Source organism: Oceanobacillus halotolerans, from assembly GCF_010993955.1.
Classification (GTDB): Bacteria; Bacillota; Bacilli; order Bacillales; family Amphibacillaceae; genus Oceanibacillus_A; species Oceanibacillus_A halotolerans.
The window spans coordinates 35,317-60,100 of sequence record NZ_WIXL01000001.1 but is presented as its reverse complement, the minus strand read 5'-3'; the positions used below and the strand labels follow the sequence as shown (position 1 = coordinate 60,100).

Sequence of the window (24,784 nt, the reverse complement as noted above, 5' to 3'; positions counted from 1 at the left end):
TATTAACCTACTATTAATCTATTATTAAAATTGTGTATTTCGACAAATTTTCTCATCAACTATGATGAGAAAAAAAGGCTGTTTTCCAGAAGATGATTATTGCTTTTATAGTAATAACTCCTAATGAATAGTTGATGTAAATTGTGACGTAACTTGATATTATGATAGTGCTATCACTCGCTTCGGAAAAACACTACGCTTTCCGCGGGTGTCTCGTGAGCCTCCTCGGGCTATCGCACTGTGGGGTCTCACTTAGGCCACTGATCCCGCCGCAGGAGTCTTCGTGTTTTTCCTACGCTGATTTGTGCATTCCAATTCGTATCATTTATGTTCCTAATAAAACAGTTGATTGGAGCGTAGGACAGTCGACTCCTGCGGAAAAAACAACAGCTGAAGATCCCACAGGAAGCGGTTTTTGCTTCCAATGTCTAGCTGCAGTGCCTACCCCCTCGAGGTCTTAAGTCAATCCTCATTACGCGCAAAAAGCGCCACACCGAGGCTCGGCTTAAGCTTGGCAGATAAGAAAATACTTACTGCATAAGTGCAACTATGGCTTTCGCCATTTGGCGACAAGCCTAGTTTTCTAATCGGAGGTAACCAGGCACTTCCGCTTTTCTATAGAGGAAGCTAAAAGCGTCTGTCCGCGGTAAAGAAGACACTGTGAAAACGATAGTTTGAACAGATGTCACACTTATGCCCCTGGTGAAAGCGACTGTCTGGAGCGGAAATAAACTACAATTCACTAAAATTACGTCGCAATCTATAGAAAATACGCCGTTAATAAAAACCAAAGTATGCAATAAAAAGAAGCCCCTTAGATCACTAAGGGGCTCTCGCTAAACTATTATGGTTTTATAACAATATGACGATGTGGTTCTACACCATCCGAATAAGTGGAGACATCCTTTTGCTGTAACACATTGTGAATGATTTTACGTTCAAATGCTGGCATTGGTTCTAATGCAACCTTTTTTTGAAGACTCACTGCCTTATCAGCCATTTTTAATGCTAAGGATTCTAATGTCTCTTTTCTACGACTACGATATCCTTCAGCATCAACGCTAACAGTATAATATTCATTTCCTTGTTTATTAATAATAAGTTGTACTAAATATTGCAGCGCATTTAATGTTTGACCTCTTTTACCAATTAATATTGCAATATTTTCTCCAGTAAGGTCAAATGTAACATGATTCTCTTCTACCGTAGACGTTACTTCCACATCTACATTCATATTACTAGTTACATCATATAGAAAAGCTTTTGCTTTTTCGACTTGATTTTTGCGACGTTTAACTTTTACAATCGCGCGTTTTGAACCAAATACACCTAATAACCCTTTTTTTCCTTCATCAATAACATCAATATCAACTTGGTCCCGAGTGGTGTTTAACTGCTTTAATGCTGATTGGACCGCTTCTTCAACTGTTTGTCCACTAGCAGTTACTTCTCTCACTTTTTGTCTCCCCCATTATTCATCATAGGATTACGTATCAGTAGTGTTTGAATAACCATAAAGATATTACCAATTACCCAGTATAATGCCAATGCTGCTGGGAAGAAGAATGCAAATACTGTAATCATGATCGGCATCATATATAACATAACCATCATTTGTGGATTTTGAGCTGCAGGACTACCTGCCATCATTAATTTCTGTTGTAGGAAAGTTGCTGCACCAGCAATAATTGGTAGAATCATATCTGGTGAACCCAACTCAAACCATAAGAAATTATGTGTCTGAATTTCCGTTGTACGCATAATCGCATGATACATCGCAATCAAAATTGGCATTTGAACAAAAATAGGCAAACAACCAGCTAACGGATTAACACCATGCTTTTGGAATAATTGCATCGTTTCCTGTTGTAATTTTTGCTGCGTGTTTGCATCTTTTGAACTATACTTCTGCTGAATCTCTTTTAATTCTGGTTGAATATCTTGCATTGCTTTAGAACTTTTTAATTGTTTCACATTCAATGGTAATAGTACTAACCGTATAATAATGGTTACAATTACAATGGATAACCCATAGTCCTCAGTAAATAATTCTGCAAAGTAAGTAAGCACCCATGATAATGGATATACAAAATATTTATTCCAAATTCCTTCACTTTCTGGTGTAATTGGTTGATCAATTTCCATACAACCAGAAAGTATTGCTAGCAACCCTATTATTATTGCAAGCAAGAAAATCTTTTTACGCAATGTAGTTCCTCCTAACTAAGAAAACAACTGTGTAAGCACTTTAATTTCTATTTTAGCATTAATACAATACAAGATTCTATAATAATCCTATTTTACCTTAATTTACTTTTATTTTTTAATAGACGTTCTTTATAGAGCAAATGGGTTAAACTTTTCTTGATTTGGTGAAAACTCATCGATTTAGTTGGTTGCCTGGCAATAATGACGATATCATACATTGGCTGAATATCGTCTTCTAGCTCATGAAAAGCTTGCCGCAAATAGCGTTTAATTTGATTTCGCATTACAGCATTTCCAATCTTCTTTCCCACCGATAAACCAATACGAAAATGTTTTTGGTCTTCTTTATACATATAATATATAACAAGCTGTCGGTTAGCAAATGTTCTACCATGCTTAAACACATACTGAAATTCTTTATTATCTTTTATACGAAATACCTTCTTCATAACGATCACCACATGTTATAGAACTTGTCTACCGAATTATGTTAGGCAAAACACTAGTTAGTATATACGAGATCATTAGAAAAACTCGCATTCGCTCGTCCTTTAGCGAATGTGTTAGTTTTTCTTATACTTTGTACATCAAAATTTTAGCAACGTTGGATGTGACTTCTTAGCTGAAATTTTATGCTTTCCTAAGTGTTAAAAAAATAAGCAGTGTACCCCAACTTTTTCCTCCAAAATGAGATATAACTGAGAAACACTGCTTATCCTAGTAAAAAGACCACTGATAGTGTTCAGTGGTCTATGCAGATAATACTTTTCTACCTTTACGACGACGGCGTGCTAGTACTTTACGTCCATTTTTTGAACTCATACGTGCACGGAATCCGTGAACCTTTTTACGTTTACGATTATTTGGTTGAAACGTTCTTTTCATCTATCTTGCACCTCCTCGAGGAATAAAAACTCATTTAAAACTAATCCAATAGACAGTCTCAACTATTATAAGGAATTCATTAGTTATTTGTCAACTTCACATGGAATTATTTTTATCCACAAATCCTTGTTCAACATTTTTCGATATCATTTTATTATCCACAACACATATCGACATGTTAATCACAAAATATAGTGGTGTGGATAGTAAATATCTACAAGCTATAGAAATTGTGGATAACTGTCAAAAAACCATTGCAAATTAAGGTTTTATTTGGTATTATATTTGTGTTTTAATATGTGTATAGGTGATTCTATATTAAAAGTTTTCCACAATCTGTGGATATCATGTGGATATTTATTAACATCTATGTGTGCAGACTTATCAACATGTTTGTGAATGATGTATATAAAAGTTATGATCTACTGTATGTTATAGGATAGACTGTCCACAACTAAAATTTCATATCATTCCAATTTACTAGCATTATTTTCTATATTCATAGCCTATGCTAGTTTTTAAATGTTTATGCAAAAATGCCTTTCCATCTTTCTATTCAGTAGAAGGATCGAGAGAGGCTTTTTCTATCATCTACTACCGAAAGGGGTGACATAGTTGAATAATATTGAGGAGTTATGGACTGCGACATTAGAAAAAATAGAAGAGAAAATTAGTAAACCTAGTTTTGACACGTGGCTTAAAAACACAAAAGCATTACGAATTAACGAAGATACCTTAATTATCGCAGCTCCTAATGAATTTGCACGTGATTGGTTAGAAGGGCATTATACATCCTTAATAACAAATATTATTGGGAACATTACTGGGACACCATTATCGATAAAATTCATTATTCCAGAGTTACAAACTACAGAAGAAGAAACGAATCCATCACCTAAAGCAGCAACACCAATACAAAATGATTCTGGTACAGAGTCCCCGAAAACGATGCTAAATTCGAAATATACATTTGATACATTTGTCATCGGATCAGGCAATCGGTTTGCCCATGCTGCTTCATTAGCGGTTGCCGAGGCACCTGCTAATGCATATAATCCATTGTTTATTTATGGTGGTGTCGGATTAGGGAAAACCCACTTAATGCATGCAATCGGACACTATGTACTCGAACATAACCCAAATGCAAATGTAGTATACTTAACTTCGGAAAAATTTACCAACGAATTTATTAATGCCATTATGGATAATAAAACCATTAATTTTCGCAACAAATACCGTAATGTCGATGTCTTATTAATTGATGATATCCAATTTATTGCTGGGAAAGAATCAACACAAGAGGAGTTTTTCCATACATTTAATACCTTGCATGAAGAAAGTAAGCAAATAATCATTTCGAGTGATCGTCCTCCTAAAGAAATCCCAACATTAGAGGATCGCTTACGATCACGTTTTGAATGGGGATTAATCACAGATATTACACCTCCAGATTTAGAAACACGTATTGCTATCTTAAATAAAAAGGCCAAAGCAGAAGGATTAGATATTCCTAATGAAGTAATGCTTTATATCGCTAACCAGATAGATACGAATATCCGAGAATTAGAAGGTGCTCTCATACGAGTTGTCGCCTATTCTTCTTTAGTGAACCAAGATATTGATGCTTCATTAGCTGCTGATGCGTTAAAAGATATCATTCCAAGTAGGAAACCAAAAGTGGTTACAATAAAGGGAATTCAAGAAGTTGTTGGGGAAAAATATAATGTCAAATTAGAAGAAATGTTAGCGAAAAAACGGACGAAATCTATTGCTTTTCCTAGACAAATAGCAATGTATTTATCACGTGAATTAACCGACTTTTCTCTTCCGAAAATAGGAGAGGAATTTGGTGGCCGTGATCATACTACCGTTATCCATGCACATGAAAAAATAGCAAAAATGATGGAAAATGATACCCTTTTAAGTAAGGAAATTGAAGAAATTAAAGAACAAATCAAATCAATTTAGTTATCCACATGTGAATAGCGTGGATAACAGGTTCATACTTGTTCACACTTTACCCACATGGGGATAAGTTGATATACAAAACCATTTCTTAGTTATCCACATAATCACAAGCCTTATTACTTTTATTATTATATTTTATAAATAAAAGATATATAGATTACTTCCACTAGGGGGAAATATTTTATGAAATTTATCGTTCAACGCGACAAACTAATTGCTAGTGTGCAGGATGTCATGAAAGCAATATCAGCAAGAACTGCTATTCCTATTTTGACTGGAATGAAAATTGAAGCGAAAAAGAATGGACTTTTATTAACTGGTAGTAACTCTGATATTTCTATTGAATCCCATATACCAGTAGAAGAAGAGGGTATCGTTCATATTGAGCAAATAGAAGAAGGCAGTATCGTCTTACAAGCACGCTATTTTCCAGAGATTGTTCGTAAATTACCAGAAAAAACAGTTGAAGTAGAAGCGGATGCTAACTTAAATGTAACGATTCGTTCTGGAAAAGCAGAATTTAATCTTAATGGCCAAGATGCAGATGAATATCCACAATTGCCAAAACTACAGACAGATGAAAGCTTTGAATTACCGATTGATTTATTAAAAAACTTAATTAAGCAAACTGTTTTTGCCGTATCAACAATGGAAACAAGACCGATATTAACAGGGGTTAATTTAAAATTAGAAGATAACAAACTATCTTTTACAGCAACAGATAGTCATCGACTTGCTTCACGTGAAATTCCGATGGACTCAACAAATGTATCATTCTCAAGTGTTGTTGTTCCTGGAAAAAGTTTAAATGAGCTTTCCAAAATTCTAGATGATTCAGAAGAAACGGTAGAAATCAGTGTTACGAATAATCAAATCCTATTTAGAACTAAACATCTAAATTTCTTGTCCCGATTACTAGATGGGAATTATCCAGAAACATCTCGTTTAATACCTGATCAAAGTAAAACGGTTATTCATATAAAAACAAAAGAGTTACTAAATACAATTGATCGTGCTTCCCTTTTAGCTAAAGAAGACCGAAATAATGTCGTTAAATTAACAACAAAGAGTAATCAAATTGTTGAAATTACTGGTAATTCACCTGAGGTTGGACGTGTTGTTGAAGAAGTAAATGTTGATAGCATTCAGGGAGAAGAATTAAAAATATCATTCAGTTCGAAATATATGTTAGATGCGTTAAAAGCAATTGAATACGATGAAGTGAAAATAGATTTTACTGGTGCAATGAGGCCATTTATTATTCGTCCAGCTAACAATGATCCAATTTTGCAATTGATTTTACCTGTCCGGACGTATTAATGATCTTCAAAATTTAGGACAAGCTATTAATAAAGCTCTTATCTGAATAAGGTAAGAGCTTTATCCTTTTCTATTGACCCTATGTCGCATAATGTATATTATGCGACATAACTTAAAGTGATGTTTAGAGCGTTTACTCGCTTCGGAAATACACTTCGCTTTCCGCGGGTGGCTGTTGAGCCTCCTCAACTCGTTCCTCGTTTGCGGGGTCTCATCTAGGCCTTTCCTCCCGCAGGAGTCTACGTGTATTTCCTCCGCTGATTTGAGCTATGTTTTATCATGTATTTGCGTACTATACAATAGTTGATTGGAGCGGAGGAAAGTCGACTCCTATTCCTGAAGAGACTCGCATTTTCCAGAGCTTAGGATAATTTTTTTAGGCTTAAGTAAGATGAACTCTACGACAAGTTGATTTCATGGGTTTTAATTACTTGTTGATTAGAAAATCTCTACTAGTGGAGGCAGAATACGTAGACTCCTATGGAAACAACACGTGTCCGAAGACCCCGGAAGAAGTGTTCTGTGCGTCACGGGAGGCTGAGGCCGTGTCCATGGCTACGAAGACACTGTGAAAACGACAAGTTTGAACAGATGCTCGCACTTGTGCCCCTGGTGAAAGCGAAGTATTCTGCCGGAACGGTAAGCTAGTGCATAATACATCTTATATGAAAGAGGTTTTATACTAAAGCAACTATCTTTTAAAAAACAGCTATTTTTTTAAGATGTATTAGCTTTCTTTCACGAGGAAACTTTAGTAAAATAGAGGTATACGAAGTAAGTACGTGCAAGCAAAATAAAAAAGAGAATTTGGTGATATTTTTGGAAGAACAAATTAGTATTAACACTGAGTATATAACCTTGGGTCAATTTATCAAACTCGCAAATTTCCTTGAGTCAGGCGGAATGGTAAAACTGTTTTTGCAAGACCAAGGTGTTATCGTTAATGGTGAAAGAGAACACCGTCGAGGAAGAAAACTTTATCCAAATGACGTCGTTGAAGTAGAAAATGTAGGTACCTTCACTGTTGTGAAAGATTAATGGTACCTACATTATATTGTGTAAAAGGTAGAAAGTCGCTAGAAAAAAAGAGGAATTCTTTATGTTTATTGATCAATTAACATTAAAACATTATCGTAATTATGAAAAATTGGATGTAACCTTTGATGATAAAATTAATGTGATCATTGGAGAAAATGCACAAGGGAAAACAAATTTGATGGAGGCAATCTATGTATTAGCCTTTACTAAGTCACATCGTACACCTAGAGAAAAAGAATTGATACAGTGGAACGAAGAATATGGTAAAATAGAAGGTAGACTTACGAAACGGAATCAATCAATACCTTTAGAGATCATCTTATCTACTAGAGGAAAAAAAGCAAAACTAAATCATTTAGAACAAAAAAGATTAAGTGATTATATTGGTGCATTTAATGTTGTGATGTTTGCTCCAGAAGATCTTACATTAGTCAAAGGTCCACCACAAATACGACGACGTTTTATTGATATGGAACTAGGACAAATTCAACCACGCTATATCTATCATTTGGGACAATATCAAAAAATTTTAAAGCAACGCAATATGCTGTTAAAACAAATGCAACGAAAAGAAGTCCAAGATAAAACGATGTTATCTGTTTTAACGGAGCAGTTAGCCCAACATGCAGCAACATTGCTTGAGCGACGCTTTTTGTTTTTAGAATTATTACGTAAGTGGGCACGACCAATTCATGATGGAATAAGTCGTCAGTTAGAAGACCTTGAAATTCAGTATAACCCGACAGTAGACGTATCAGAAGAAGCGAATAAGGAAATAATAGAAACAGTCTATTTAAATAAATTTCAAGAAATAGAAGAAAAAGAGATTGAACGTGGAACTACTTTATGTGGCCCGCATCGAGATGATCTTACCTTTTATGTTAATCAAAAGGATGTACAAACGTATGGGTCACAAGGACAACAACGAACGACAGCTCTTTCTGTGAAATTGGCTGAATTAGAGCTTATTTACAATGAAGTAGGGGAATATCCTACCTTACTTCTTGATGATGTATTGAGTGAGCTTGATGATTATAGACAATCACATCTCCTAAATACCATTCAAGGAAAAGTACAAACTTTTGTTTCCACCACGAGTGTTGATGGAATTAATCATTCAACCTTACAAAATGCAGAGTTATTCCGAGTGCATAATGGTACAGTAGAAAAAGAAAGTTAATTTAATTTTTAGCAAGTGTGGAGGAATACGATGTTTATTCATATTGGCAATGATAATGTCATTCAATCAAAAGATGTGATTTCCATTATTGACTATGATGTAGTTACCTCTTCCACAATCATGGAAGAAATGATGGATAATGCAGAGATAAATAGCAAAATAGTGGGGCCGAAAAATGAAGCAAAAGCGGTCGTCATTACAAGCGATGTTATTTATTATAGTTCATTATCTGTATCTACTTTAAAGAAACGAGCTAGCATGATATCGACAATTAGTAAATTAGATGATTTCTCAGATGAATTGGAAATAGATGATGAGAATGATCTGGAAACGATCAACTAAGTTTTTTTATATGTTAGGAAAGTTTAAGAAAAACTGACACATTCGCTAAAGGACGAGCGAATGCGAGTTTTTCTAATCATAGAAACGCAGGTGAAAATATGACAATGGAAGATAAATTATCACAAGAACAAGCCTATGACGCAGAGCAGATACAAGTCCTTGAGGGATTGGAAGCAGTTCGTAAAAGACCTGGAATGTATATTGGGTCAACAAGTGAAAAAGGACTTCATCACCTTGTATGGGAAATTGTGGATAACAGTATTGATGAGGCTTTAGCAGGCTATTGTGACCATATACAAGTGATTATTGAGGAAGATAATAGTGTTACTGTTAAAGATAATGGCCGCGGAATTCCTGTAGATACTCATGAGAAAACAGGTCGACCAGCATTAGAAGTAATCCTTACAGTCCTACATGCCGGAGGAAAATTTGGTGGTGGCGGTTATAAAGTATCTGGTGGATTACATGGTGTTGGTGCATCAGTTGTAAATGCTTTATCTTCATATCTAGAAGTAGAGGTTCATCGTGATGGTCAGATTCACCATCTATCCTTTAGAAAAGGTGTTCCACAGGGTGAAATTGAGATTGTTGGAGAAACAGATATTACAGGTACGATGATTCACTTTGTTCCAGATACTGAAATCTTTACCGAAAGTGTCGAATTTAGTTATGATATTTTAACCCAGCGATTGCGTGAATTAGCCTTTTTAAATAAAGGTTTAACCATAACCCTTGATGATAAACGAACTGATGTTGAACCTGTGAGCTATTTTTATGAAGGTGGTATTAGTTCGTATGTTGAATATATCAATCATACAAAAGAAGTATTGCATGAACCTTTCTATGCTGAAGGGGAAGACGACGAAATACAAGTAGAAGTTTCCCTTCAGTATAATGATGGATTCGCCAGCAATATTTATTCATTTGCCAATAATATTCATACGTATGAAGGTGGAACACACGAATCTGGTTTTAAAACTGGTTTAACAAGAGTTATTAACGACTATGCACGAAAAAATAACTTATTTAAAGAAAATGACCCAAATTTAAGTGGTGAAGATGTTCGAGAAGGTTTAACAGCAATTATTTCGATTAAACATCCTGATCCGCAATTTGAAGGGCAAACGAAAACGAAACTAGGAAATAGTGAAGTTCGGACAGTAACAGATTCAGTGTTTAGTGAAGCTTTATCCAAATTTTTATTTGAAAATCCAACAACTGCAAAAATTGTTGTTGAAAAAGGACTTATGGCATCTAGAGCACGAATGGCTGCGAAAAAAGCACGTGAACTAACACGACGTAAAGGTGCTTTAGAAGTGTCCAATTTACCAGGGAAATTAGCAGACTGCTCCTCAAAAGATGCAAAAATTAGTGAATTGTATATTGTAGAGGGTGACTCTGCTGGAGGATCTGCAAAACAAGGACGAGACCGTCATTTCCAAGCTATTTTGCCACTAAGAGGGAAAATCTTAAACGTAGAAAAAGCTAGATTAGATAAAATTCTATCCAACAATGAAGTACGTTCGATGATCACAGCCTTAGGAACAGGAATTGGAGAAGAATTTGATATTTCCAAAGCTCGTTACCATAAAGTGGTCATTATGACAGATGCTGATGTGGATGGTGCACATATACGAACATTATTACTAACCTTTTTCTACCGTTACATGCGTCCATTAATTGAACATGGCTATGTGTATATTGCACAACCGCCATTATATAAAATACAACAAGGGAAAGCTGTTTATTATGCTTATAATGATGCTGAAATGGAACGTATTATAGAACAAATTCCGAAAGCACCAAAACCAGGCTTACAGCGTTATAAAGGGCTTGGAGAAATGAACGCTACCCAGCTTTGGGAAACAACGATGGATCCTGAATCTCGAACATTATTACAAGTAGAATTAGAAGATGCCATTGATGCAGACCAAATTTTTGACATGTTAATGGGTGATAAAGTAGAACCTCGTAGAAACTTTATACAAGAGAACGCACAGTATGTAAAGAACTTAGATATTTAGAAAAAAAGGCAAAGGATATTAGAAAACTTGGCTTATCGCTAGGTCTTTATAGCGAAAGCCTTAGTTGCACTTATGCAGATAGGATGGTTTATACTTTCCTATCTGCAAATGTGTTGAAATCGGCTATACATGCGATTTCTTCTAATCTGACTGGCCGAAGGAAAACATAGGTTAGTGTTTTTCTTAAGGAGGTAATTTAATGGTGGATCAACGTCCAAGTGTTCAGGAAATTAATATCAGTCAGGAAATGCGAACATCATTCCTAGATTACGCAATGAGTGTTATTGTCTCACGTGCCATACCAGATGTACGAGACGGTCTAAAACCAGTTCAGCGTAGAATATTATATGCAATGAATGATTTAGGTATGCATGCTGATAAAGCTTATAAAAAATCAGCGCGTATTGTTGGAGAAGTAATCGGTAAATATCACCCCCATGGTGACTCTGCTGTTTATGAAGCAATGGTCCGAATGGCGCAAGATTTTAGTTATCGTAATATGTTGGTAGATGGCCACGGAAATTTTGGTTCAGTTGATGGTGACTCTGCTGCAGCAATGCGTTATACAGAGGCTCGCATGTCAAAAATTTCAATGGAACTATTACGTGATATCAATAAAGATACCATCGATTATACGGAAAACTATGATGGATCTGAAAAAGAGCCAATTGTTTTTCCTGCTCGTTTTCCAAATTTACTTGTAAATGGAACATCAGGTATTGCGGTTGGGATGGCTACGAATATTCCACCACATAATCTGGGAGAAACGATTGATGCAGTCCTTGCAATTAGTAAAGATCCGACAATTACAATAGAAGAGCTGATGGAAAATCATATACATGGTCCTGATTTTCCTACTGCTGGGGAAATTTTAGGTCGAAGTGGAATCCGTAAAGCTTATGAGACTGGAAAAGGTTCCATTACGGTACGTGCCAAAACGCATATTGAAGAACTAGCTAATGGAAAATCTAAAATTATTGCAACTGAATTACCATATCAAGTGAATAAAGCGAAATTAATCGAAAAAATTGCTGAGCTTGTTCGAGATAAGCGAATTGATGGTATTACTGATTTAAGAGATGAATCAGATCGGAATGGGTTACGCGTTGTAATCGAGCTTCGTCGTGATGTGAATGCAAATGTTGTATTAAATAATTTATACAAATACACCGCATTACAAACGACTTTTGGAATTAATATGTTGGCATTAGTAGAAGGTAAACCAAAAATCCTTACAATTAAGGAAAGTTTAGAACATTATTTAAAACACCAACAGGAAATTATTAAACGACGAACTGCTTTTGAATTAAGAAAAGCAGAAGCACGTGCACATATTTTAGAAGGATTACGCGTTGCTCTAGATCATTTAGATGAGGTAATTGAATTAATTCGAAGCTCTAAAACGGCAGATATTGCCCGTGAAGGGTTAATGGAAAATTTTAATCTCTCTGAAAAACAGGCACAAGCTATCTTAGATATGCGTCTGCAGCGCTTAACTGGTTTAGAGCGCGAAAAAATTGAAGAGGAATATAAAGAATTACGACAACGAATTGATGAGCTAAAAGCGATACTCGCCGATGAAGAAAAAGTATTGGAAATCATCCGTGAAGAGCTAATCGATATTAAGGAACGCTATAGTGATGACCGTCGTACTGAAATTATGCTAGGTGGCGTTGATTTTATTGAGGATGAGGACTTAATTCCTGAAGAAAATATTGTTATTACGCTAACTCACCAAGGTTATGTTAAACGTTTACCAGCCTCCACTTACCGTACGCAAAAACGAGGTGGTCGTGGTATCCAAGGAATGGGTACAAATGAAGATGACTTTGTTGAACATCTTGTGTCAACCTCTACACATGATACAATCCTTTTCTTTACGAATAAGGGAAAAGTATATCGAGCAAAGGGGTATGAAATCCCAGAGTTTAGCAGGACAGCTAAAGGTCTTCCTATTATTAATCTATTGCAAATTGAAAATGATGAATGGATCAATGCTGTTATATCCGTTGAAGCGTATTCTGATGAGTATTATTTATTCTTTACGACAAAACATGGTATTTCCAAACGAACGAAACTATCCCATTTTGCTAATATCCGCCGTGGTGGATTGATTGCTGTAGGGCTGCGGGATGAGGATGAGTTAATATCTGTTCGCCTGACAGATGGTACAAAAGATATTATGATTGGTACTCGAAATGGATACTTAATTCGTTTCCCAGAAGACCAAGTTCGTTCTATGGGTAGAACAGCAGCTGGTGTAAGAGGTATTTCCTTAAGAGATGATGATGAAGTTATTTCAATGGAAATATTGGAAAGAGGTACAGAAGTATTGCATGTAACAGATAAAGGTGTTGGTAAACGTACACCAGAGGATCAATATCGAATTACAAGACGTGGTGGTAAAGGGATCTATACATGTAAACTAGCAGAGACAGACCATGTAGTAGCTGTAAAAGCAGTAACAGGTGAGGAAGATCTTATGCTTATTACAGCAGCAGGTGTCTTAATTCGAATTCCAGTTTCAGGTATTTCCCGAACAAGACGAAATGCACAAGGTGTTCGCCTTATTCGTTTACATGAAGATGAATCCGTTGCTACCGTTGCTAAAATTGAACATGCTGAAGATAAAGAAGAAAAAGATGTAGCGGAAGAAGTTGAGCAACAAGTAGATGATCCTGAATCAGAAGATAATTCAAACGAAACCAACTAGAATGAGGAAAGGCCAAGAGAAATAGATATTTCTTTTGGCTATTTTCTTAAGGTTTGTCTTTTTTAGTGTAAATCTTAGTGAATAGTTTACCTATATTGTGACGTAGATAGCGCCATTGATTTCCGAAGCGGATAAAAAATCCATTTTGATTTACGTCGCAATTCACATCAACAGCGATGTCCAAATAAAATAAAGGATCTATAAAGAGCTTTTCTTTTTTAGAAGAAAGTTGTTAACTTTAGGGGGATTGAAATGCGAGTAAGAGTGGAACAACTTGTTCCGGGTTGTGTGGTAATACGGGATATTTATAGTAAAACAACAAAACCAATTGTTCCGAAAAATACAGTGTTAACGGAGGAACATATCAAGGTCTTGGAGCGTTTTTTAATTGAACAGGTGGATGTAGCTCATCAACTAGCGGATGGCCAAGCATTTAATCCTAAAAAACTTACACCAAAAGAAAAAAAGGAACAGTCAATAGAGATAGAAGCACGTTCGTTCAAAGAACATTATCAATATGTCGTCACAAAATACAAGGCATTATTTACGGAATGGCAACAACAAAAGCCGATTGATGTAGCTGTTATTCGTAAATGGCTAGTACCATTATTAGAACGACAAGATGATATAAATCAAGCTGTCTATACCCTACATCATTACGCTGGAAAAGAAACATATTTTTATCATCATAGTGTTGCGCTTAGTGTATTAAGTACTTTCCTTGCTAAAAAAATGGGCTATTCAAAAGCAGAATACCTACAAGTTGGGATTGCAGCTTTACTATGTGATTGTGGGATGTCCAAGCTAAATCCTACCATGCTGATGAGCACTGATTCGTTAACAGGAGCGGAGTTTAAAGAGATTAAAAAGCATCCTGTCTACTCTTATCGATTTGTAGAACATATTCCTACAATTACCAAATCTATGAAGCTCGCTGTCTTACAGCATCATGAACGCTGTGATGGAAGTGGCTATCCACTTGGATTGACGACATCAAACATACATCCATATGCACGAATCATTGCTGTTTGTGATATTTACCATGCCATGACCTGTGAACGCCCATATCAAGAAAAACGATCCTCATTCCAGGTAATAGAGGAGATCCAAAAAGAACAGTTTTCAACACTTGATGTGAAAGTTGTCCAAACGTTTATGAAAAGCTTGTCCAATTTTTCAATAGGTACAAAAGTGAAACTATCTAATGACCAAATTGGTGAAATTGTCTTTGTTGAATCGGAACAGCCTACTCGTCCAATGATACGAATATCAGATACAGACCATATTATTTCCTTAAAAGATGAAACCAATCTATATATTGATGAATTATTAAGTAGATCTTAATTCCTTTGTAAATTTTGATAAAGCTTATGTCCAAGAAGAAGTGGAATTTTTTCAGCAGTGATCGCTAAAAAATGGCTGATAAACGCATAATCAATTTCTGGTTTAGTTGTAATTAATTCCCCCCACCATTCTGCTTCATACCGACATAACATACTAAGGTTATACAATAGAAGATAGTGTACCATAACCTCTGAAATCGGGATAAAATAGGATCGATTGATCGGAAAGTAAATCATTTCATTAGACATATGGAAGAAAAATGGATTACTTTCACTTTCGATGCTTTTTGTTAATTCAACGATAACAGCTTCTTTTTCTGTTGTCGTTTTTTTAATGGGTGATAAATAAGGTTTCAGCCGTTGGATCAATGCTTTTTCTGTTAAATGGTAGTGATCCAATAATTGTGTAGGAAGCCTCAGGATAGATTGGTGTTGTTTCCCGACACTTATCATTTTTTCCCGTTGATGAAACGAAAGTAAAATCTGCATTTCTGGGATAAGCCCGAATAAATAATCCATTTTTATTTTCTCAAATGGAACCTTTTCTTGCTCGTAGATATGTTGATTCACATAGGGAAACAATCCATTGTGCTGTATTTTCACTTCATCCTCTATAAAGGAATAGTTTTTTCGTTTTCTTTTTCGAGTCGATACACCATGTGCTAACAAACTAGTTGATTCTGGATAATTTGGTCGAATAGTCAATAGGCAGGCTTTTAATAGATGAACCATTCCATAAAAATATAAAATTGGCTGTATCAGTAACTCCGATTTTCTGCCATTTTCATAAAACTTTCTGCCATGATTTAAGTAATGGACAAATGCACTACAGTTTTCATAACTTTTTATTTCAGCGTCTTTCATCCCCAATTGCTGGTAGCAGGAATATAAAAAATATTGTGCAGATGATTGCGATAATAAATAGGTGTAGAACGTATTTATTTCTTGAAACTTCATATAGAAAGCTCCCCTCTAGCATGTTTGAAAATTGCGAATCTATTTATTTTTTATCCTTTCCAAAACGCTATTGAAAAAAAAGAAGGATTGGCGTATTGTAAACTACAATAGAAAATGCTTACTTAGTATGACCAACTGTTTATTTTTTAACACATCGGCAATATGTAAACTATTATTTTGAGGAGGGTAAGAATGCGGGAAGACAAGTTTGTAAAAGAAGGTTTAACGTTTGATGATGTATTACTAATGCCTGCAAAATCAGAAGTATTACCAAAGGATGTACAGGTTGATACGAGATTATCAGCTAACCTCAAGCTAAATACCCCTTTCATTAGTGCTGGGATGGACACGGTTACAGAAGCACCAATGGCAATTGCGATGGCACGACAAGGTGGACTTGGAATCATTCATAAGAATATGTCAATTGAAGAACAAGCAGAACACGTTGATCGTGTAAAACGTTCGGAAAGTGGTGTAATTGCTAATCCCTTTTTCTTAACTCCAGAGCATCAAGTGTACGATGCAGAACATTTGATGGGAAAATTTAGAATTTCAGGTGTACCCATTGTAAATAGTATTGAAGAACAGAAGTTAGTTGGTATTTTAACGAACCGTGACTTACGATTTATACAAGATTATTCCACCGTTATTTCAGAAGTAATGACACATAATAATCTTGTGACAGCTCCAGTTGGAACATCACTTGAACAAGCGGAAGAAATATTGCAACGTCATAAAATTGAAAAACTGCCTCTTGTTGATGAAAACAATGTGTTAAAAGGATTAATTACCATTAAGGATATTGAAAAGGCAATAGAATTTCCGAATGCTGCTAAAGACATTCATGGTCGGCTAGTAGCTGGTGCTGCAGTGGGCGTTACAGCAGATTCTATGAAACGGATTGAGCAGTTGGTAGATAAAGGGGTCGACGTTATTGTAATTGATACTGCACATGGTCACTCTAAAGGAGTAATTGAACAAGTACGTAAAGTAAGAAAAAAATACCCTGATTTAGATATTATTGCAGGAAATGTTGCAACAGCTGAGGCTACAAAAGAATTATTTGAAGCGGGTGCAACTATTGTTAAAGTAGGAATTGGGCCAGGATCTATTTGTACGACACGGGTTGTAGCAGGTGTTGGTGTTCCACAAATTACAGCTGTCCATGATTGTGCGATTGCTGCAGAAGAATATGATGGAACTATTATTGCCGATGGTGGTATAAAATATTCAGGAGATGTCGCAAAAGCACTTGCAGCTGGGGCCCATGCTGTCATGATTGGTAGTATGTTTGCTGGTGTAGAAGAGAGTCCTGGTGAGACAGAAATTTTCCAAGGAAGACAGTTTAAAGTGTATCGAGGTATGGGGTCTGTTAGTGCCATGAAGGCAGGATCAAAAGATCGCTACTTCCAGGATTCACAAGATGCCAAAAAGCTTGTACCAGAGGGAATTGAAGGACGTGTTGCCTATAAAGGTCCACTAGCAGACACGATTCACCAATTAGTAGGTGGTGTACGTGCAGGTATGGGCTATTGTGGTGCTAAAACAATTGAAGCATTACGAAATGATTCACGTTTTATCCGGATTACAAATGCTGGCTTACGTGAAAGTCATCCCCATGATGTACAAATTACAAAAGAAGCACCAAATTATCACGTATAAGCTAGAATACCCATTTAATTAATGAAAAAAATAGGATAGATGGGGGTGCTTCCCCATCTATTTTTTATGCCTCATTCGTGGTAAAATAAAAAAGTGCGTTCTACTAAACGTAGTAGAATTCCCGTAATATTGCCATAACGATAAGGTGGAGGTAGAAAAAGTTGAAAGATATATTCCAAAAGAAGTTGTTACTGTTTCTTATATTTGTTTTGAGTTTGATAGTTGTTACGGTTCAACCAATAGCTACAAAGGCAGAAGTAGATATTGGAGGGGAATCAGCTATTTTAGTTGATGCAGAAACAGGAAAGATATTATATGCAAAAAATGCTGATACCGCACTTCCACCAGCTAGTATGACAAAAATGATGACGGAATACTTAGTTTGGGAAGCGATCGAAGAAGGTCAAATCAGCTGGGACACAACAACACAAATAAGTGATTACCCATACAGTATTTCTGCAGATGCTTCGTTTTCAGGCGTAGGCCTTACACAAAATGTAGATTATACGGTACAAGAATTATATGAAGCCATGGCAATTAATTCAGATAATGCAACGACGATAGCATTAGCAGAATTAATTGCAGGATCTGAAGGCGAATTTGTGAAGATGATGAATGAAAAAGGCGAAGAAATGGGTCTACCAGATTTTGAATTTGTCAATTCTACTGGGTTAGCGAATGAGTCTCTTGGGGAAAACTATCCAGAAGGAACAGACCCAAATGCCAATAACTTATTATCTGCAAGATCTGCAGCACTGCTCGCTTATCACTTAATTAAGGATTATCCAGACGCATTAGATATATCTAGTATCCCAGAAACAGAATTCGATGATCAAATCATTACCAATTGGAATCGAATGCTACCACATGAAGGTGTAAACTTCAAACAATTTTATTATGAAGGAATTGATGGACTAAAGACTGGTTACACCGATCTTGCAGGTTACTGCTTTACTGGAACTGCAAAACAAGATGGTAAACGTCTTATTTCTGTTGTGATGAAAACAGAAAGTGAAGCAGCACGCTTTGGGCAAACTCAACAGTTAATGGATTATGGGTTTAATCAATTTGAAACACAAGAATTATTTCCAGCAGGCTATCAATTAGAAGATGAAAGTACAATTCCTGTTGCAAAAGGAAAAGAAGATACAGTAGAAGTAGAAACAAGTGAAGGATTTACACTACCTATAAAAAATGGGGAAGAGGAAGCGTATCAGATTACGTATCAATTTGATGAAGATAAATTAAACGAAGATAGTGAACTAGAAGCACCAATTGAAGCAGGGGAAAAAGTAGGAACTGCAAAACTTGTATATGATGGCGAAACCGATTATGGCTATATATTTGGAGAAAAGAGTCAAACAGTCGATTTAGTGACAAAAGGTGATGTTGAAAAAGCAAATTGGTTGATGTTGTCATTAGGTGCTGTTGGTGACTTTTTCAGTAGTATGTTTTCAACAGTAGTTGATACTGTTAAAGGATGGTTCTAAATAGTAAAATATATTTGGTAGAAGTTTCGATGTTAATAGGAGGGAATATTGATGACAAATACAGGTACAGAACGTGTAAAACGTGGAATGGCAGAAATGCAAAAAGGCGGCGTTATCATGGATGTGGTAAACGCCGAACAAGCGAAAGTTGCAGAAGAAGCGGGTGCAGTTGCTGTAATGGCATTAGAACGTGTGCCATCTGATATACGCGCAGCAGGTGGTGTTGCACGTATGGCTGATCCAACCATTACAGAAGAAGTGATGAATGCAGTTTCCATTCCAGTAATGGCAAAAGCACGAATTGGTCATATTGCAGAGGCACGCGTGCTAGAGGCAATGGGTGTTGACTACATTGATGAAAGTGAAGTATTAACACCAGCTGATGATATATACCACTTAAATAAATCCGATTTTACGGTACCATTTGTATGTGGGTGCCGTAATTTAGGAGAAGCAGTTCGCCGTATTGGTGAAGGAGCTTCTATGCTTCGTACAAAAGGGGAACCAGGAACTGGAAATATTGTCGAAGCAGTACGTCATATGCGTCAAGTACAATCTGAAATTCGTAAATTAACTGGGATGTCAAGAGATGAAGTAATGACATTTGCAAAAGAAATTGGTGCACCATTTGAATTGTTATTAGAAATTCGTGAAGAAGGTCGTTTGCCAGTGGTTAACTTTGCAGCAGGAGGAGTAGCAACACCAGCTGATGCTGCATTAATGATGGAGTTAGGTGCTGATGGTGTATTTGTCGGTTCTGGTATTTTTAAATCTAATAATCCAGCTAAATTTGCAAAAGCGATTGTTGAAGCAACAACTCATTTTCAAGATTATAAATTAATTGCAGAACTGTCCAAAGATCTAGGTACTGCCATGAAAGGAATTGAAATGAGTACACTTGAAGCACATGATCGTATGCAAGACCGAAGTGAATAGAAAGAGGGAATCCGTATGACAACGATTGGAGTATTAGCATTACAAGGTGCTGTTCGTGAACATATTCGTTCTGTTGAAGCATGTGGTGTGGAGGCAATCGAAATAAAACGAAAAGAACAATTAGAGGATATTGATGGACTGATTCTTCCTGGTGGAGAGAGTACAACGATGCGTCGTCTTATTGACAGCTACGATTTCTTTGATGCGATCCAAGCATTTGGAGAAAAAGGAAAGCCAATCTTTGGAACGTGTGCTGGGTTAATTCTCATGGCAAGTGAAATTGAGGGACAAGAGCAAGCACATTTAGGATTGATGAATATGAAAGTTGCTCGTAATGCGTTTGGTCGTCAAGTAGCAAGCTTTGAGGCAAAAATTCCAGTGAAGGATATTGCGGACAATTTTAATGCTGTCTTCATTCGTGCTCCATATATCACGGAAGTTGGTTCTGAAGTAGAGGTTCTTGCCACGTATCAAGATCGAATTGTAGCAGCACAACAGGATCATTATTTATGCTCAGCCTTCCATCCAGAATTAACCGATGATAATCGTTTGATTGCTTATTTTGTAAAAATGGTAGAAGAATCGATACAAACCCTTGCAAGTTAGGGCTAAATTCGATAAGATATAGCATAATATAAAATAGTCTAATGATAATGAAATAGGAACAATAGTGGTGATAGGAACTAGTAACAGTACCCTTTTCTTAAGAGAGTCGATGGCTGGTGTGAATCGATGAGAAGGTGCTGTGAATCCATCCTTGAACTGGTTTACGAATAGTCAGTCGAAGTAAGTAAACCCGGTAGGTCCCGTTATGATCTAACTTGAGCTGGAGGAGTCATCTATACTCTTCAATCAGGGTGGCAACGCGGGAAAAACTCTCGTCCCTATTTTTGTAGGGATGAGAGTTTTTTGTATGGGCTTAAACCTATAGGTTGTAAAAATGCTGTATTCACCTTTTGGTTTAATAAACCGTTATGTAGAGTTGATAGAATGCTGCGCAATCATTAAAGGAATTTTTCCCGCCGTTCCGGAAATACACTACGCTTTCACCAGGGGCATAAGTGCGACATCTGTTCGGAGCGGAAATCAAAAGTACTAACCTACGTCGATATCTATAGAAATGGACACATTGAAAAAAATCTAAAGGAGGAAGTTAACATGTTAGATATGAAATTTTTGCGCAATAATTTAGAAGAGGTAAAAGGAAAACTTGCACATCGAGGAGAGGATTTATCTGAGCTTGATAAATTTGAAGAGCTGGATACGAAAAGAAGAAAATTAATTGCTGAAACAGAGCAGCTAAAGGCAAAACGAAATGAAGCATCTAAAAAAATTCCACAACTAAAAAAGGAAAATAAAGATGCAGAGCCAGTTATTAAGGAAATGCGAGAAGTAGGAGACCAAATCTCTTCCTATGATAAAGAATTAAAGGATATTGAAGAGACATTAGAACAAATGATGCTATCTATTCCTAATATTCCTCATGAAAGTGTTCCTGTTGGGGAAGACGAAGAGGATAATGTAGAAGTACGCAAATGGGGGAGTCTCCCAAAATTTCCATTTGATGCCGAAGCCCATTGGGATATTGCAACCAATCTAGATATTTTAGATTTTGAACGTGCAGCAAAGGTCACGGGAAGTCGTTTCGTTTTTTATAAAGGTCTTGGTGCACGATTAGAACGAGCATTACTTAATTTTATGATGGACTTACACGCAGATGAGCATGGATATGAAGAAATGTTACCACCATACATGGTAAATCGCACAAGCATGACAGGTACTGGACAACTTCCAAAATTTGAAGAAGACGCATTTAAATTGGCAGATTGGGATTATTTTATGATTCCAACAGCAGAGGTACCTGTAACCAATTATCATCGTGACGAAATTTTCTCAGTTGATGATTTACCAAAAAAATATGTAGCATTTAGTGGTTGTTTCCGTTCAGAGGCAGGTTCAGCTGGAAGAGATACAAGAGGTTTAATTCGTCAACATCAGTTTAATAAAGTAGAACTGGTTCATTTTGCAAAGCCAGAAGATTCTTATGAAACATTAGAAACACTTACAGGTAATGCAGAAAAAGTATTACAATTACTAGAACTTCCTTATCGTATAATGAGCATGTGTACAGGTGACTTAGGATTTACAGCAGCAAAGAAATATGACATTGAAGTATGGATCCCAAGCCAGGATACGTATCGTGAGATTTCTTCTTGTTCTAACTTTGAAGATTTCCAAGCAAGACGCGCTGGCATTCGTTTTCGTCGGGAAGAAAAAGCAAAACCAGAATACGTTCATACATTAAATGGATCTGGATTAGCAATTGGTAGAACGGTTGCAGCAATCCTAGAAAATTATCAGCAAGAAGATGGTACAGTGGTGATTCCAGAGGTACTTCGTCCATATATGGGAGGAAAAGAAATTTTAGGTTAGTAAAAGTGATGATAAAACCTACCAAGCTATATGACGAATTCCTTGCAAATAAGGAAAAATAACCTTATGATTGTCAAAGATGGGAAGGACCTTTTCCCTCTTTGGCAATGTTTTTAAAAAATGTATTTTTTATTGTTGACATCGGAAATATAATATTGTATATTATTATATGTCGCATGGAGGTATACCCAAGTCTGGCTGAAGGGATCGGTCTTGAAAACCGACAGGCGGGTCAAACCGCGCGGGGGTTCGAATCCCTCTACCTCCTCCATTTATAAAAAAAGCGCATAAAATTTGGAGATATGACAGATAGATGAAGCCGTTACAATCGTAGCGGTTTTATTTATTATAATCGTTAAAAGATAAGTTATAAAAAGACATTGAGCAGAATAGTAGCGAATGTAACCTGTGAAAGAGAGTGGAATTCATTGGCTGAAAGATTCCATCATAAGTGTCATTCGTGAACCTACCTGTGAGTTGTTAGTGATAAACTAACCGCAATATATTGCGTTATCAATACAAAGTGGGCAATTGCCAATTAAGGTGGTACCACGGAATCTCACCCTTATTCCGTCCTTTTTTTAGGATGGAATAAGGGTTTTTTATATGGCAAGGGACATATAATATAAGAATTAAAAAAATACAGGAGGATCTAGTATAAATGAATAAAGTATCATTTGTTGGAGCAGGGTCAATGGCTGAAGCAATTATTGCTGGAATACGAAAAGAAGGTTTTTTATCGAAGGAAAATATTTATGTGACGAATAAAACAAATCAAGAACGTTTAGATCACTTAGTCGATTGTTATAACATAACGTGTGAGCAAGATAAAGAGGTTGTCTTAAAAGATGCCGATATGATTGTGCTAACAATGAAACCTTACGATATGGAAGTAGCAATAGACGAGATGAAGCCATATGTGAACAAAGACCAGTTAATTGTCTCGGTCGCTGCAGGCATTTCAACAGATTTTATTGAAAAACAGTTTGGGATGGAAATTCCTGTTGTACGTGTGATGCCAAATACATCAGCAAGTGTTGGAAGTTCTGCCTCAGCTATTGCAAAAGGTGAATATGCTACTGAGAAACATGTTCACCAAACAGATGAATTATTTCAAACGGTTGGTACGACAACAATTGTTGATGAAGATTTAATGCATACAGTTACAGGTATCTCTGGAAGTGGACCAGCATATATTTATTATTTAGTAGAGGCAATGGAAGAAGCTGCTGTTAAATCAGGTTTAGATAAAGAAATAGCAAAATCACTAGTTACTCAAACCATTATTGGTGCAGGTGAAATGCTAAAGCAATCTGGTGAAACAGCGGACGTCCTACGAAAAAAAATCACAAGCCCAGCAGGAACGACACATGCAGGTATCGAAACATTAAAGAAACGTGATTTTCAAGAGGCCATTATGGAATGTGTTTACAGTGCAAGGGAAAGGTCTATTGAATTAGGAAAACAATAAATGGAAAGAGGAAGGGTGGAATGAATGCCAGATTGTCCATCTTGTGGGAAACAATGGCACTATAAGGATACATTGAAACAAGTATTAAGAAGGAAAAAACAATGTCCTTATTGTGATCGTGCAGTATATGTAACAACGAAAGGGAGATGGAGAGAATCAACACTGCAAATGGTGCCGTTATTAGTATGGCTACCACTTGTTTCTTTTGGTGTTGCTCCGGTAATTTATATTCCTATTGTGATTACCATATTTGTTTTAATGTATTTTATTATTCCATTTTATACTGAGTTGAGTAAGGATGAGGAGCCTATTTATTAATCTTTTTATAAAGTAAAAGAGACAACAGTTTGGTTATTGTTGTCTCTTTTACTTATAGATCTTTTTAAAAAGATCTGTTCACATACTTTGTTGTTTTCTACTGCGTATAATTCATATTATGCGCAATAGTTTTTAGCTATAATTAACCGCTACGGAAAAACACTACGCTTTCACCAGGAGCATAAGTGCGACATCTGTTCAAACTATTCGTTTTCACAGTGTCTACTTTACCGCAGGCGGCTGTTGAGCCTCCTCGTGCTACTCGTCTTTAGGGGTCTCACCTAGGCTTCTTTTCCTGCAGGAGTCTACGTGTTTTTCCTCCACTGTTGATGATGCCTTTTTGTCTATACCATTTTTGAATAAAATACGTTGCAAATACGTTGCATGAAGCAATGGATTGTCGAATTTCAATATAATTATAAATTTCGAATCATATCTTCTTTCATGTTAGTCAAACTATTTGAAGCTGTGGAAAATGCGAGACTCCTGCGGGAAA

Annotated in this window: 20 protein-coding genes, 1 tRNA gene and 2 other annotated features; of the genes, 16 read left to right on the top strand and 5 right to left on the bottom strand. The window is 36.3% G+C overall.

The window, feature by feature from the left end:
- Positions 1–844 precede the first annotated feature (844 nt).
- From jag to rpmH, 4 genes are all read right to left on the bottom strand, one after another.
- Positions 845–1,456, bottom strand: a complete 612-nt coding sequence (gene jag, locus GHC26_RS00305; RefSeq protein ID WP_163969271.1) for an RNA-binding cell elongation regulator Jag/EloR — start codon at positions 1,454–1,456, stop codon at positions 845–847.
- Positions 1,453–2,208, bottom strand: a complete 756-nt coding sequence (gene spoIIIJ, locus GHC26_RS00300) for a YidC family membrane integrase SpoIIIJ (RefSeq protein ID WP_163969270.1) — start codon at positions 2,206–2,208, stop codon at positions 1,453–1,455. Before spoIIIJ ends, jag begins: the two co-directional genes overlap by 4 nt.
- Positions 2,209–2,300: 92 nt before the next feature.
- Complete coding sequence (gene rnpA, locus GHC26_RS00295; RefSeq protein ID WP_163969269.1) at positions 2,301–2,657, bottom strand: ribonuclease P protein component; 357 nt, start codon at positions 2,655–2,657, stop codon at positions 2,301–2,303.
- Between the two features lie 301 nt (positions 2,658–2,958).
- Positions 2,959–3,093: a 50S ribosomal protein L34 gene (gene rpmH / locus GHC26_RS00290; protein WP_035507360.1), complete on the bottom strand. Its 135-nt coding sequence runs from the start codon at positions 3,091–3,093 to the stop codon at positions 2,959–2,961.
- 615 nt (positions 3,094–3,708) lie between these two features.
- Here rpmH and dnaA point away from each other — a divergent pair.
- From dnaA to GHC26_RS00250, 8 genes are all read left to right on the top strand, one after another.
- Complete coding sequence (gene dnaA / locus GHC26_RS00285) at positions 3,709–5,061, top strand: chromosomal replication initiator protein DnaA (RefSeq protein ID WP_163969268.1); 1,353 nt, start codon at positions 3,709–3,711, stop codon at positions 5,059–5,061.
- 183 nt (positions 5,062–5,244) lie between these two features.
- Positions 5,245–6,381: a DNA polymerase III subunit beta gene (dnaN, locus tag GHC26_RS00280; protein WP_163969267.1), complete on the top strand. Its 1,137-nt coding sequence runs from the start codon at positions 5,245–5,247 to the stop codon at positions 6,379–6,381.
- A gap of 819 nt (positions 6,382–7,200) precedes the next feature.
- Entirely contained in the window at positions 7,201–7,419 is a 219-nt protein-coding gene (yaaA, locus tag GHC26_RS00275; protein WP_163969266.1) for a S4 domain-containing protein YaaA, read from the top strand.
- 61 nt (positions 7,420–7,480) lie between these two features.
- The gene (gene recF, locus GHC26_RS00270) at positions 7,481–8,599 is read left to right on the top strand and encodes a DNA replication/repair protein RecF (protein WP_163969265.1); all 1,119 of its coding nucleotides are present in this window, start codon (positions 7,481–7,483) and stop codon (positions 8,597–8,599) included.
- 30 nt (positions 8,600–8,629) lie between these two features.
- On the top strand, positions 8,630–8,941 hold the full coding sequence (remB, locus tag GHC26_RS00265; protein ID WP_163969264.1) for an extracellular matrix regulator RemB: 312 nt from the start codon (positions 8,630–8,632) through the stop codon (positions 8,939–8,941).
- A gap of 104 nt (positions 8,942–9,045) precedes the next feature.
- On the top strand, positions 9,046–10,965 hold the full coding sequence (gene gyrB / locus GHC26_RS00260) for a DNA topoisomerase (ATP-hydrolyzing) subunit B (RefSeq protein WP_404821759.1): 1,920 nt from the start codon (positions 9,046–9,048) through the stop codon (positions 10,963–10,965).
- A gap of 199 nt (positions 10,966–11,164) precedes the next feature.
- On the top strand, positions 11,165–13,678 hold the full coding sequence (gene gyrA, locus GHC26_RS00255) for a DNA gyrase subunit A (RefSeq protein ID WP_163969262.1): 2,514 nt from the start codon (positions 11,165–11,167) through the stop codon (positions 13,676–13,678).
- A 252-nt stretch (positions 13,679–13,930) separates the two neighbouring features.
- Positions 13,931–15,022 carry an HD-GYP domain-containing protein gene (locus tag GHC26_RS00250; protein WP_163969261.1) on the top strand — a complete coding sequence of 364 codons (1,092 nt, stop codon included), beginning with the start codon at positions 13,931–13,933 and terminating at the stop codon, positions 15,020–15,022.
- Here the strand turns inward: GHC26_RS00250 and GHC26_RS00245 are convergent.
- Positions 15,019–15,978, bottom strand: a complete 960-nt coding sequence (locus tag GHC26_RS00245) for a YaaC family protein (protein WP_163969260.1) — start codon at positions 15,976–15,978, stop codon at positions 15,019–15,021. The two genes, GHC26_RS00250 and GHC26_RS00245, sit on opposite strands and share 4 nt — an antisense overlap.
- 192 nt (positions 15,979–16,170) lie before the next feature.
- Between GHC26_RS00245 and guaB the strand changes: the two genes are divergently transcribed.
- From guaB to GHC26_RS00205, 8 genes are all read left to right on the top strand, one after another.
- Positions 16,171–17,640, top strand: coding sequence for an IMP dehydrogenase (gene guaB, locus GHC26_RS00240; protein WP_163969259.1), 1,470 nt, complete (start codon positions 16,171–16,173; stop codon positions 17,638–17,640).
- Positions 17,641–17,801: 161 nt separating this feature from the next.
- The gene (locus tag GHC26_RS00235; protein WP_163969258.1) at positions 17,802–19,130 is read left to right on the top strand and encodes a serine hydrolase; all 1,329 of its coding nucleotides are present in this window, start codon (positions 17,802–17,804) and stop codon (positions 19,128–19,130) included.
- Positions 19,131–19,181: 51 nt separating this feature from the next.
- The gene (pdxS, locus tag GHC26_RS00230) at positions 19,182–20,066 is read left to right on the top strand and encodes a pyridoxal 5'-phosphate synthase lyase subunit PdxS (RefSeq protein ID WP_163969257.1); all 885 of its coding nucleotides are present in this window, start codon (positions 19,182–19,184) and stop codon (positions 20,064–20,066) included.
- 15 nt (positions 20,067–20,081) lie between these two features.
- Entirely contained in the window at positions 20,082–20,672 is a 591-nt protein-coding gene (gene pdxT, locus GHC26_RS00225; protein WP_163969256.1) for a pyridoxal 5'-phosphate synthase glutaminase subunit PdxT, read from the top strand.
- A gap of 58 nt (positions 20,673–20,730) precedes the next feature.
- Positions 20,731–20,955, top strand: a binding site (T-box leader).
- A 269-nt stretch (positions 20,956–21,224) separates the two neighbouring features.
- Positions 21,225–22,499 carry a serine--tRNA ligase gene (gene serS / locus GHC26_RS00220; RefSeq protein ID WP_163969255.1) on the top strand — a complete coding sequence of 425 codons (1,275 nt, stop codon included), beginning with the start codon at positions 21,225–21,227 and terminating at the stop codon, positions 22,497–22,499.
- A 178-nt stretch (positions 22,500–22,677) separates the two neighbouring features.
- Positions 22,678–22,770: transfer RNA gene (locus tag GHC26_RS00215), tRNA-Ser, on the top strand.
- A gap of 100 nt (positions 22,771–22,870) precedes the next feature.
- Positions 22,871–23,080 (top strand) — a binding site (T-box leader).
- A gap of 80 nt (positions 23,081–23,160) precedes the next feature.
- On the top strand, positions 23,161–23,970 hold the full coding sequence (gene proC / locus GHC26_RS00210; RefSeq protein WP_163969254.1) for a pyrroline-5-carboxylate reductase: 810 nt from the start codon (positions 23,161–23,163) through the stop codon (positions 23,968–23,970).
- Between the two features lie 24 nt (positions 23,971–23,994).
- A complete protein-coding gene (locus GHC26_RS00205) occupies positions 23,995–24,288 on the top strand; it encodes a TIGR04104 family putative zinc finger protein (RefSeq protein WP_163969253.1) in 294 nt (97 codons plus the stop codon).
- Positions 24,289–24,784: the final 496 nt, after the last annotated feature.